The organism is Microcoleus sp. EPA2, assembly GCA_020882975.1.
Classification (GTDB): Bacteria; Cyanobacteriota; Cyanobacteriia; order Cyanobacteriales; family Microcoleaceae; genus Microcoleus.
In genome coordinates, this window is the sequence record JAHRFD010000005.1 from 42,615 (window position 1) to 53,170 (window position 10,556).

Sequence of the window (10,556 nt, forward strand, 5' to 3'; positions counted from 1 at the left end):
CGCCTCCGCAGACTAAAGAGTGGTAATAGCAACATATTTGGTATAATGTTGGGGTTTTGGGCGATCGCGCGGCGAAAACCTTGATATGATAAAAATCGATCTCACAAACACTAAGGAGAAAGAATGACCCAAGTTGTAATCGGCGAAAACGAAGGGATTGAGTCAGCCCTACGACGGTTCAAGCGACAAGTTTCCAAAGCGGGAATTTTCCCTGACATGAGAAAGCACCGCCACTTTGAAACCCCCTTGGAAAAGCAAAAGCGCAAAGCGATTGCTAGAAGAACAAAAAGACGCTTCCACCGCAACAACAAGCCCTAGAATTACGGGCTAATTGATTCGGCAGATATAATTCCTTGGGATTCTAGTACCGCAGCGACTCGGAGAATCACCGCTTCGCTGTAGGGAGCACCAATAATTTGCACCCCCAAGGGCAAAGCCCCTGGGCGCTTAACGGGCACGCAAAGTACCGGCAAGCCAATAAATGATAGGGGTTGGGTGAAGATTCCCAGATTGGGACGCACTCTTGTTTCTTGTCCGGCTATTACCATTTTCTCGATGCCAATTAAAGGGGCAGTAATCGGAGTGGCGGGCGCGAGAATAATATCTATTTGTTGCCATATTTCGCGCAGGCGATCGCGATACCAATGTCTGAATCTCTGCGCTTGCAAGTACCAAGCTGCCGGGATTAGAGCTCCAGCTAAAAAACGATCGCGCGTCGCCGGATCGAAATCTTGAGGGCGCGATCGCAAATTCTCTAAATGCAAATTTGCCCCTTCACAGGCGGTAATCATAAATGCAGCAGCCCGCGCGCGATCGGATTCCGGTATGCTGACAGTCGCAAGCCCCCCAATTTTCGGGGGGTTTGTTGTTGTTTTTACTGTCTCTTTACCACAATTAAGCACATTTGTCAAGGCTTGGGCAACTATTTCTACTGCATCCAATGCTTCCGGTTCGGCCCCTGTAGTGAAATACCCATCAGCAACCGCAATTCGCAATCCGGCAATTCCTCGATCTAACTGCGGCAAACAAAGTTCCGGGGGGCGTTTGGTGCAAACCGGGTCATCGGCATCGGGCCCCTGCATGATATCGTACAGCAGCGCCATGTCTCGGAGCGATCGCCCAAAGGGCCCCACGCAATCCAAACTGCTAGAAAACAAATAAGCGCCAGCCCTTGACAAACGACCGTAAGTAGGCTTAAACCCAAAAACACCGCACAAAGCAGCCGGTACGCGGATGGAACCGTTAGTATCCGAGCCCAAAGTGATGGGTACTAAACCCCCAGCTACGGCGGCGGCGGAACCGCCACTGGAACCGCCAGCAATCCGCGCAGTATCGTGGGGATTGCGCGTGGGCCCGTAGTGGCTGTTTTCGGTGACAAAACCGTAGGCGTACTCATCCATGTTAAGAGTACCTAGGAGTACCGCACCCGCTTGTCTGAGTCTAGCTACCGCCGCCGCGTCACGGGTAGCCGGAGGGTTGTCAGCATTGATTTTTGAGCCTGCTAGGGTGGTAATTCCGCCGATGTCGAAGAGGTTTTTGACAGCGAAGGGTACACCTGCTAACGGGCCTGGATTTTCGTTATTTGCGATCGCACTATCTATTTTTTCAGCATCCGCCAGCGCGCGATCGGCCATCACATTAGTAAAACAGTTAAAAGTTCGATCGGCAACAGCAATCCGTTCCAAAGCAGCACTAACCGCCGCTGTAGCCGTAATCTTACCGCTTTTAACCGCTGCTGCCGTAGCAACCGCATCCGCCTTATCTAAAAAAACATCTGCATTCATCTGCGGTTTAAAATCTAAGGTTCAAACACTGGCGCTGCTTCTATTTCTGGAGGTAAAGGGAATTCTGTAACGAGTTGGGCAATTTCCACTATCCTCTCGAAGTTTACCACAACACCGGGCCGATGTTCTGGGTCTAAGGGCAAGTTTATCAGTTCGGCAGTGCGATCGACATATTCTTCTATATTTATCATAGTCCATCCTAAAAACATCAGCGTTCATCCGCGTACATCCGCCCTCATCTGCGGTTGAAAATCTAAGATTCAGATATAGGTGCGATCGATTATTGTATTGTAAGGGCGATCGGGCTGTCAGTTATTATTGCTCAGTTTTTTGTATTCCTCAGATTGTCTGATATCATCTAGAGGCGATTTTTGTTCGGGTGGTTCATCAGGACAAAATTTTATAGATGTCTGCGTTTGCGCCGAATGGAAACTTCTATTAACTTCTATTTTAAGCTTTCCTTTTTGCCAACCTCTTGAACCTATCTTGAGAATTTGACAATCAATTCCTTCTTGAGGCGATTTCCAGTTTATATCCCCTGCACGAATTTTTGTTTCTTCGTTAATCGACAGAGATTGCATCCAATAATATATTGATTGCTTGCGAGACTCCTTTTCTGCTTCCAGATAAAATAGCATATAATCAAACTTGCTAGCTGCTAGCTCTTTCAAGTGACGAACAGTAAAAGTAGCTTGACCCAATAACAAAACATCATCATCGCCGTCTAGTGTCTCATAGCTTCTATTGATTGCAACTTTTTCGTCCATTTTATTTCACAAATTTCTGCTTTATATTTGATACCATTTCAAGCTATCTGAGTCAAGCTAGTTAACAAAACAAATTGACTCTCGCACTTTTCCCACTCAAACACTGACAGTTTCCCGCAACTTCTCAACAGCCACATCCAGCGGAGGCAAATCAAAATCCTCAGCATCCATCAATTCCTTAACCTTCTCAAAAATCTCAACCTCCACCTCTTCCTGGTCGGTTAGCTTATCATAAAAATATTAGCAATACAACGAATTTTCATAACTTGATTAGCTACAGATTTTTAGAGGCTGTTTCGCGAGCGTACAAATGCCCAATGCCCTATACCATCCACTGTCTGAGGCGATCGCATAAAGGACTCTCAGAATGCAGCCAAACCACATCATCAGTCGTGTTTCCTACTTGCGCCTTAGACAATTTTAGCCGATCGCCAAAACCATGCCGTTGCACCTCCAAATTCAAACCTTCATAGCCAAAACCACCCATCACAGAGAAAAGTTCTGCCACACTAGAACCAGCCCGTTCCAGATGACTTCCTACAACTTCCGTCAACACCCCAGGGCAAAATTTTTGCAGCGTTTGGGAGAAACCTTTAATCACATTCACCTCAAACCCCTCCACATCAATTTTAATAAAAGTAGCACCAGGAAGATTATCAGGCAACATCTCATCTCCGCGATACACTGGTACTCGATACTGATTGGAAATCAAACTGCGATCTTTTGCCGGAAGTTCAGCAAAAGTACCCAAACCAGTAACATCTGTAGGCACTGTCAGTGTTAGTTCAGTTTCCTCATCAGAAAGGCCACACTGGTGCAGAAAAACTTGCTGCAATTCATTATCTGTTACCGCAGCTTGCAATTGTTGAAATGCCAGAGGATTTGGTTCAAAAGCGTGTACGCATCCCGCTGTTCCTGTATGATACGCAGCCAAAAGAGTAATCATACCTGTATTCGCGCCCGCATCAATAAAGCTGTCCCCAGGCTGTACAGAATTTTGGATTAAAAGTTGTGTTGGCAAATCATAATAACGACCCAAAAAATAGCTCATGCGATCATTCCACTTGGAAAGATCCATCGCCATCCGATAACCGTGTAACTTCCCTCGCATCTCCCGTATAGGAGCATTTTTCCACCAATCGTCCTGGTATAGCCCGATCAGACTCATCAGTTTTCCCCATCCAGGGAGTTCTAATCGCGTATAGGGTAAAATCAAAAGAGAATACAGTGGATAATTCATATAAAATCCTCTCTTCATTGGAATTATTAAACTCTCTCTTCTCTTGCTTCGCGTACTTCGCGCCTTCGCGGTTAAATCATTCAGATACAACCGGAATTGATATCATAGATATTAAACCTCCCCAAAATATTCAAAATCCTGAAACAGCTAGCTCAAAGCTATTTGAGATAATATCAAAGCCAGAGCATATTTTTTGACTCAACAGATAATTTCAAAATCCAGCTTGTGACTTTTAACAAAATCATAGCTAAAATGGTCAACTATATTAGTATCGATCAATTCCAGATTATAAAAATCAATAAAATCCCCCTCAAAATACGGCCCCGCGTGCCAAGTTCCCACTTCCAACTTAATAAAACAATTACCAGGAACCTGAAAAGCAGCTAGCTCCTCCAAACTAGGTCGATCGCCCTTACAAGGAGGTGCCACAGCAATCAACCAATCCTTCCCTTCCAGAGAACCCAAACACTGCGTACATTCAACGTGTCGCGTAATTTTACCAAACTTGCGACCTGGATTTTGCAGTCGCATAATATAGAATCTAGGAATGCCATTTTGCAAATTCAACAGAGCATCCCCAGCATCAAAAGACTTACCATCAAAACTCGCAGAAATAACTTGACCATAACTGCGAAAATTCTCCGGAGTCACCCATTGTGCAAACAACTGCTTAGTCGAAATTGATTCGCTCATAAATCCCAACATCCCCTCACTCATTTCATCAACAATATAATACAAATACTCCTCCCTCCCTTCTCTGTGTTCTCTGCGCCCTCTGTGGTTAAAGAAAAAAATCTAAATCACTTTCTCCATCCCCCAAAACACCCTTACCATCAAACTCAGCACACCGCTGCAAAAACCGAGCCGGAATATCAGGCCTCGCCCCCCAATGCAAGTGCAAATAAGAAGCATGAACTCCATTAACTCCCCAACCTTCACCAACCTGCTCAACTTGACCGCGCTTCCCGTATCTCCAACTATGATAAACTGGCTCACTCGGTTCCACAGTCAAGTGCGATCGATGAAACTCATGCCCGCAAACCAGATCTCCCGAACTTAACACCGAACTATCTCTCACCACCACAGTTTCTCGATATCCCAAAGTCAAACGCTTTCCCATCTCAGCAGTAGACGGCAACACTCCCACCCCTTCCCAAGAATTGCCATCAAAGTCTACAATCGAATCGCACAAATACATCAACCCCCCACATTCGGCATAAGTCGGCATTCCCGCAACGATCGCACTTTTTACCGCCTTTCTAATCACCACATTATCGCTCAATTCCTGGGCAAAAACTTCAGGAAAACCGCCCCCAAAATATAACCCTTGAATATCATCAGGAAACACAGCATCATCAAGGGGGCTCCAAAAGACCAACTCCGCACCCAACTGGGCCAATAAATCCAGATTGTCCTGATAGTAAAAATTAAAAGCCCGATCGCGCGCCACCGCAATCCTCACTCCAAATTGTTTTCCCAAACTATTGACACAATCATTTTTTTTAGTTAAGATTGAGTGAGGGAGACTGTATCTACCCAAAAGTTGCTCAGACCCCTCACCCCCCTCATCAGAAGTAGCAGCCAGCATTGGCAACAGTTTTTCCCAGTCAAAAGCCACAGCAGCCAAATCAGCCAACTTGTCGATCGCAGCCTCCAGATTCGGCAACTCCTCAGCAGGAATCAGGCCTAAATGGCGATCGGGAATAGTCACCGCCTCATCCCGTCGCAACACTCCCAAAACAGGTAAATTTAGGGGTTCGAGAGCATCTGTAAGCAACTCCAAATGTCGATCGCTCGCCACCCGATTCAACACTAAACCAGCAAAATTCAGGTTTTTGTCAAAAGAGCGAAAACCGTGGGCGATCGCAGCCACAGAGCCCGAAAGTCTACTGCAATCTATCACCAGCAATACCGGCAAATTCAGCAAAGAAGCAACATGAGCCGTAGAAGCAAACGAAAAATCATAATTGAACTCTTCTTTTCCTTCTTCCTTCTTCTTTCTTCCTTCTTCCTTCTTCCTTCGATTCACCCCATCAAATAACCCCATTACCCCTTCCACCAAGGCACAATTCACATCTTGAATATGGCGGTAAAAACACTCCTGCACGTAAGATTCAGACGTTAATATTGCATCTAAATTCCGACAGGGGCGACCGGTAACAAAAGCATGAAACATCGGATCGATGTAGTCCGGGCCTACCTTAAAAGATTGAACATTCAAGCCGCGGCGGATTAAATAAGCTAAAAGGGCGATCGTTACAGTAGTCTTCCCGGCACCACTGCGTTCGCCCGCAATTACTAAAGCCATAACCCTAGATTAATCATAAAAAATACTGACAATTGATAATCGATCAAATTCTGATATCTAATTCATCTCTCTTTTCTCTCTCTGCGTTCTCTGTGTTCTCTGCGGTTTAATTATTTCTATGCAATCATAATTCATCTGAGTATTCCCCATCGAATAATATCTATTAGACGAACCGCAAAGACGCAAAGAACACGAAGGAAGAAAAGAAAAGCAGGGCAGGCAACGTCTGCCCCACTAAATCTTAACTAATACATTGCCCGTTGCCGAACTTGTTTTTACCGCTGAGCTAATTTCAGCAATTGAGCCGTCACAGCCAAACTTTCTTCGTACAGCACATCTCGGCCCCAACTCTGCAAGTGCTGGCCCAGCAACTGTTCCGTCACTTGATCGAACAGGGGTGTCACCTGGTTAAATCGATCGGTTTGAGCGCCACCATGAGTTTCCATCCGCATACAGCCACCGGTTTCGGAACACAGCACCGTACCGCAGTCAGCATTCGGGTTAGTAGAATTCAAGCGCAAAGCAATCAAATCCCCAGGGACATCACCCGTATCCGCAGTCGGAATCGCAGCTAACTCTGCCTCTACAACCCTTCCATCAGCACCTGCGAACTGAATCCGCTTGATTTTGTAGTCACCATCCTCTTGTTTATAGGCCACAGGATGCCACTGAAGTCGGCTGGCTAGCCAACCCAAATACATCAGCGCTTGAGTCGAATTATCTTGTTCGTAATCGATTGTCACCCGATCGATTTCCCGAATTGCCGCGCGACGTTCCGGTGGATCGAAAGCCTCAGCGGCCAATTCCTGCCACGCAGCTAACCTGCGCCAATTGAGATCCGCGATCGGAATTCCCTCTTCAATCAGGCTTTGCATCAACAGCAATTCGGCTTCGGGTTCGGCAAAGCAACTGGAATCGATAATTACAGAGCTACTGGTGGCTGCCAATTTTTGGAAAAAATGTCGATCGGCATCGGGCGTTGCCTTCCACCACAATAATTTCGGCAAATCCGCAATCATCAGCGCTGTCACCACACCGCTCACTCGTTCCAGAGCAGCTTCGGTACCCCGGAGCGTAATGTACTCACAGCAGACCAAATTGCCCGTACCACCTTTGTGAACCGGACAATAAGCAGCGACTTGAGCCTGTACGCCCGTATCTTCTCCCAGCATCGGGCACAGAGCAATAATCCGGCAGGGATTAGCAGCGACTATCGCGTCAGCTACAGCGGAACCTCCTGAACCGAAACCCGTTGGACCTAATTTGCTGCCATTGGAATTTTTACGGGCTACTTCTTCCCGCAAAGTGGCGAGCAATTCAGCATTAGGTTTGCCTGTTCTCGGCAAGCCGTAGGCTTTTTGAGCAGCTCTGATGCTAGATGCCGTCATCGGCCCGGTGATGCCATCAATCGGCCCGTCGTAAAAGCCCAGATCGGCTAATAGCTGCTGAGTTTCTTCGGGTTCGTAGACTACAAACGTAAATGTTGTCGCTCTAGTGGCGATCGGAAAATCGCCGTTTGACCCCGATTCTCTGTAACTTTCCCAAATTTTAGCTAATTCGGCTTCTATTTGGTCGATCGAAACATCTTTAGGAGTTTGTAGCGAAACTAGAGGTGGAGCTTTCAGCGGTGTCATAGTCATCGGTTTTTTCTCCTTTTTTATTAGTCATTAGTCATTAGTCATTAGTCATTAGTCATTAGTCATTAGTCATTAGTTAGGAATGAAAATTTAATAATTTCAGCATCTTTACGCCCGCTAGCTTTGCAGGCAAGGATTGAAAGATCGAGATTGTTTAAGTTATTAAATTGCCATTCCTTAGCAGTTCTTAGTTAGCAGTTCTTAGCTAATCGCTAATGACTGGTGCTGACCAATAAACTAATGACTAATGACTGCTGACTAATGACTATTACAGTCTGCGCCACTTACGGCCGTCTCGATTAATTAGCAATTCTGCCTCGGCGGGTTCCCAGGTACCTGCTTCATACTGAGGCACTAGGGCGGGATCGCTCGGTGCTTCCCAGGCCATGAGTGCTGGTGTGACAACCCGCCAAGCTTCTTCTACTTCATCAGAACGGGTGAACAAAGTTTGGTCGCCCAACATACAGTCAATCAAAAGTCGATCGTAAGCGTCCGAGGAAGTAACCCCAAAGGAAGAACCATAACTGAAATCCATATCCACCGTCCGCGTTCTTAAATCAGGTCCTGGCATTTTCGCCTCAAACCTTAGTGAAATCCCCTCATTGGGATGGACGCGCATCGTCAACACGTTAGGAGTGGTTTGTTGAGCAGCAGACTGAAAAATTAACAGTGGCACTTCGCGGAACTGAATCGCTATTTCGCTGACTTTTTTGGGCAATCGTTTGCCGGTGCGTAGGTAAAAAGGTACTCCCTGCCAGCGCCAGTTGTCGATCGCAAACTTCATCGCCACAAAAGTAGGTGTCATTGAGTTAGGATTGACTCCTGGTTCGGTGCGATATCCGGGCACTGGCTTGCCTTTCATCCAGCCGGCGGAATACTGTCCGCGAATTGCAGAATTCTCTAAGTTATGCAAGTCAGCTAACCGTGTTGCTTGCAAAACTTTCATCTTTTCGGTGCGGATGCTGTCAGCGTCTAGGGAGTTTGGCGGTTCCATCGCTGTCAGACAAAAAATCTGCATCAAATGGTTTTGGAGCATATCCCGTAAAGCCCCAGAGGATTCGTAGTAACCGGCTCGGTCTTCTACCCCTACTGTTTCTGCCACTGTAATTTGTACGTGATCGACAAATTGGCGGTTCCACAGTGGCTCGAAAATTGCATTCGCAAACCGGAACACCATCAGATTTTGAACTGTTTCTTTGCCCAAATAGTGGTCGATTCGGTACACTTGCTGTTCTTGACAAACCTGCTGCACTACTCGATTGAGAGCTTTTGCCGAACTTAAATCGCGGCCGAAGGGTTTTTCAATTACTAAGCGGTGCTTCAGGGGGTCTGTGAGCATTTTGGCTGCCCCCAGTTGCCGAATTGCTTCGGGAAAGAAGTTGGGGGAAACGGAAAGATAAAATATATGGTTGCCGCGGGTTCTCCTTTGTTGGTCAAGTTCCCCTAAAAAAGCTTTCAGTTTTTGATAGCTTTCGGGGTTATCAATATCGCCTGGACAGTAGAACAAACCTTGAGCAAAATCTTGCCAAAATTCTTCATTGGCAATGCCACCACCAAATTCTTCAACGCCTTCCCGCATTTGCTCTCGGAAGTAATCGTGACTCCAAGGGCGGCGTGCCACTCCCACCACGGTAGTTTCTGGTGGCAGGCGTCGATCGCGCTTCATCTGATAAATTGCTGGTACGAGTTTGCGCTGGGTGAGATCCCCGGAAGCTCCGAAGATTACCAGAATTTGCGGTTCCGGCACTCGTTCTTTTCGCAAACCTACCCGCAGCGGGTTTTCAAGTATTGTTACCATGTTTCTATTTTGCTCCTTCTAATGCTGTGAGTCTTGCGAGTACAGCTTGATAATTGTTTGTCATTTCTGCTAGTTGTTCGGTCAGGGAGTTAATCTGTCCTTCGTATTCTGCCTTGAGTTCAGCTCTAACTTCTTCTCGAATTTTTCTTCTCTCAACCGCCAGACGGACTTCCCAATCTCGATCGCGCTGTAGCAATTCAGCTTTCAACTGCCTGTTTTCGGCTCGCAGTTGCTCCATTTCCCACGCCACAGCAGCAGCACGCCGATCCCTCTCTCTGTTTTGTTCTCGGATTTCCTCTCTAAGCCGCTTATTGTCCGATCGCAATTTCTCCAGTTCAGAATCAGTATCTTTAGGCGTTCGCCCGCTTCCTAATGATGGAAATCGCTGGTCAACCAAGCGCTGAACTGCTGCACCAGTAGGCATACCATTCGGCGATGATTCTAATGCCTCTTGCCAAATTTCGAGTTGCTGTTCAGGCGATAATCCTGCTAGAGGACGGACTTGGCGCTCGTGGGCTGGAATTTTGACACCCATGGGTGTCAAATTTTCGATTACCCGTGCCGCTCCTATCAATCTATCTGCTGTCCGTCTTACTATGCCCCACTTATCCTGACAATAAGCTTCAAAACTTTTTTGGCTTTCCCTGTACAGTTTCTGTTCTCGAATCTCGTCAAGGGCTTTACCCACTTCGTAAAAAGTTTGAAGTCCATTTTCTACAATCGATTCCAGTTTTTGAAGCCTAGCCCGTTCATTGGCATCAAGTTGGTCGGTTGGATACTCGCTTTTTAGTAAGGTATTGGTATTTGGCATAGCAATTTCTCAGCGGCTGTAGATGGAAAATTGGAGTTAGATTTTCTGGGGAGAGTCGTGCTAGAGGATCGACTAGATTTTTCTTTTTGAGATTTTTGAGACCCATGGGTCTCACTTTTCCCGGTTCGGGATTCAAAACTCAGGATTGAGGAACCAAAATCATAGTTGATTTTTCTTTTTGGGATTTTTGAGACCCATGGGTCTCACTTTT

General features: G+C 46.4%; 10 protein-coding genes. 1 reads left to right on the forward strand and 9 read right to left on the reverse strand.

Annotated elements, in window-relative coordinates:
- Positions 1-123 precede the first annotated feature (123 nt).
- Positions 124-318, forward strand: coding sequence for a 30S ribosomal protein S21 (gene rpsU / locus AAFP14_RS07075; RefSeq protein ID WP_006632476.1), 195 nt, complete (start codon positions 124-126; stop codon positions 316-318).
- A 2-nt stretch (positions 319-320) separates the two neighbouring features.
- Here rpsU and AAFP14_RS07080 read toward each other — a convergent pair whose 3' ends face one another.
- The 9 genes from AAFP14_RS07080 to AAFP14_RS07120 all read right to left on the reverse strand — a co-directional run bounded on the left by AAFP14_RS07080 (position 321) and on the right by AAFP14_RS07120 (position 10,345).
- The gene (locus AAFP14_RS07080; protein WP_341731588.1) at positions 321-1,784 is read right to left on the reverse strand and encodes an AtzE family amidohydrolase; all 1,464 of its coding nucleotides are present in this window, start codon (positions 1,782-1,784) and stop codon (positions 321-323) included.
- A 14-nt stretch (positions 1,785-1,798) separates the two neighbouring features.
- Positions 1,799-1,975, reverse strand: coding sequence for a DUF4089 domain-containing protein (locus AAFP14_RS07085; protein WP_341731589.1), 177 nt, complete (start codon positions 1,973-1,975; stop codon positions 1,799-1,801).
- A 117-nt stretch (positions 1,976-2,092) separates the two neighbouring features.
- Entirely contained in the window at positions 2,093-2,551 is a 459-nt protein-coding gene (locus tag AAFP14_RS07090; RefSeq protein ID WP_341731590.1) for a KGK domain-containing protein, read from the reverse strand.
- 322 nt (positions 2,552-2,873) lie between these two features.
- Entirely contained in the window at positions 2,874-3,791 is a 918-nt protein-coding gene (locus AAFP14_RS07095) for an FkbM family methyltransferase (protein ID WP_341731591.1), read from the reverse strand.
- Positions 3,792-3,989: 198 nt separating this feature from the next.
- Positions 3,990-4,484 (reverse strand): ureidoglycolate lyase, encoded by a 495-nt coding sequence (locus tag AAFP14_RS07100; protein ID WP_341731744.1) that lies wholly within the window; start codon positions 4,482-4,484, stop codon positions 3,990-3,992.
- Positions 4,485-4,572: 88 nt separating this feature from the next.
- Entirely contained in the window at positions 4,573-6,099 is a 1,527-nt protein-coding gene (locus tag AAFP14_RS07105; RefSeq protein WP_341731592.1) for a cobyrinate a,c-diamide synthase, read from the reverse strand.
- Positions 6,100-6,374: 275 nt separating this feature from the next.
- Positions 6,375-7,739, reverse strand: coding sequence for a glucose-6-phosphate dehydrogenase assembly protein OpcA (gene opcA, locus AAFP14_RS07110; protein ID WP_341731593.1), 1,365 nt, complete (start codon positions 7,737-7,739; stop codon positions 6,375-6,377).
- 265 nt (positions 7,740-8,004) lie between these two features.
- Positions 8,005-9,534, reverse strand: a complete 1,530-nt coding sequence (gene zwf, locus AAFP14_RS07115) for a glucose-6-phosphate dehydrogenase (RefSeq protein WP_341731594.1) — start codon at positions 9,532-9,534, stop codon at positions 8,005-8,007.
- A 4-nt stretch (positions 9,535-9,538) separates the two neighbouring features.
- Positions 9,539-10,345, reverse strand: coding sequence for a hypothetical protein (locus tag AAFP14_RS07120; RefSeq protein WP_341731595.1), 807 nt, complete (start codon positions 10,343-10,345; stop codon positions 9,539-9,541).
- Between the last annotated feature and the right edge of the window lie 211 nt (positions 10,346-10,556).

Excerpts from the sequence above, each read along its gene's own strand:
- rpsU (WP_006632476.1), top strand. The coding sequence starts at position 124 with ATGACCCAAGTTGTAATCGGCGAAAACGAAGGGATTGAGTCAGCCCTA.
- AAFP14_RS07080 (WP_341731588.1), bottom strand. The coding sequence starts at position 1,784 with ATGAATGCAGATGTTTTTTTAGATAAGGCGGATGCGGTTGCTACGGCA.
- AAFP14_RS07085 (WP_341731589.1), bottom strand. The coding sequence starts at position 1,975 with ATGATAAATATAGAAGAATATGTCGATCGCACTGCCGAACTGATAAAC.
- AAFP14_RS07090 (WP_341731590.1), bottom strand. The coding sequence starts at position 2,551 with ATGGACGAAAAAGTTGCAATCAATAGAAGCTATGAGACACTAGACGGC.
- AAFP14_RS07095 (WP_341731591.1), bottom strand. The coding sequence starts at position 3,791 with ATGAATTATCCACTGTATTCTCTTTTGATTTTACCCTATACGCGATTA.
- AAFP14_RS07100 (WP_341731744.1), bottom strand. The coding sequence starts at position 4,484 with ATGAGCGAATCAATTTCGACTAAGCAGTTGTTTGCACAATGGGTGACT.
- AAFP14_RS07105 (WP_341731592.1), bottom strand. The coding sequence starts at position 6,099 with ATGGCTTTAGTAATTGCGGGCGAACGCAGTGGTGCCGGGAAGACTACT.
- opcA (WP_341731593.1), bottom strand. The coding sequence starts at position 7,739 with ATGACTATGACACCGCTGAAAGCTCCACCTCTAGTTTCGCTACAAACT.
- zwf (WP_341731594.1), bottom strand. The coding sequence starts at position 9,534 with ATGGTAACAATACTTGAAAACCCGCTGCGGGTAGGTTTGCGAAAAGAA.
- AAFP14_RS07120 (WP_341731595.1), bottom strand. The coding sequence starts at position 10,345 with ATGCCAAATACCAATACCTTACTAAAAAGCGAGTATCCAACCGACCAA.